The organism is Halobellus sp. Atlit-38R, from assembly GCF_003665925.1.
GTDB classification, from domain to species: Archaea; Halobacteriota; Halobacteria; order Halobacteriales; family Haloferacaceae; genus Haloquadratum; species Haloquadratum inordinatus.
The window spans coordinates 1-534 of record NZ_QXIJ01000188.1; the positions used below are offsets into that span (position 1 = coordinate 1).

At 68.4% G+C, this 534-nt stretch carries 1 protein-coding gene; it reads right to left on the minus strand.

The genetic code is table 11. From position 1 onward, the window contains the following. Window positions 1-534: NAD(P)/FAD-dependent oxidoreductase (locus D3D02_RS18865; RefSeq protein WP_394337744.1), on the minus strand; the 534-nt coding region annotated here is incomplete at both ends.

Sequence of the window (534 nt, forward strand, 5' to 3'; positions counted from 1 at the left end):
GGAGGTCCCGCTTCAGCGACTCGACGAGCTGCATCGGCTCCTCCGTCATCTGGAAGCCGAGGCCGGCGTTGATCTCCGTCGCCGTCCGCGGGCAGTACCAGAGGTAGCCCGCCGCGCGGTCGGTCGCCTTGAACACGAGGGCGTCGTCCCACTCGACCGGCTCCGGCACGTCGACGATCTCGCGGTACGCCGAGCAGAACTGCGAGTACCGGACGTTCGTGTCGAAGGTCGTCCCCTCGAAGTCGGCCTTGTCCTGGAGCAGCGAGAGCGACCCGGCGCCGTCGATCACGACGTCCGCCGTGTACGTCTTCGGCTCCCCCTTTCGCACCGCGTGAATGCCCGTGACGCGGCCGGTGTCGTCCTGGAGCACGTCGTTGATGACGGTGTCGTAGTGGAAGTCGACGCCCGCGTCCTCGGCGCCGGCGATGATCTGACGGCCGTACTCCCAGCGGTCGATGACGGCGAGCTCGCCGGGGACCGGGATCTCCAGGACCGTGTCCTCCTGGGGGATCTCGAACCGACCGTGATCGACGC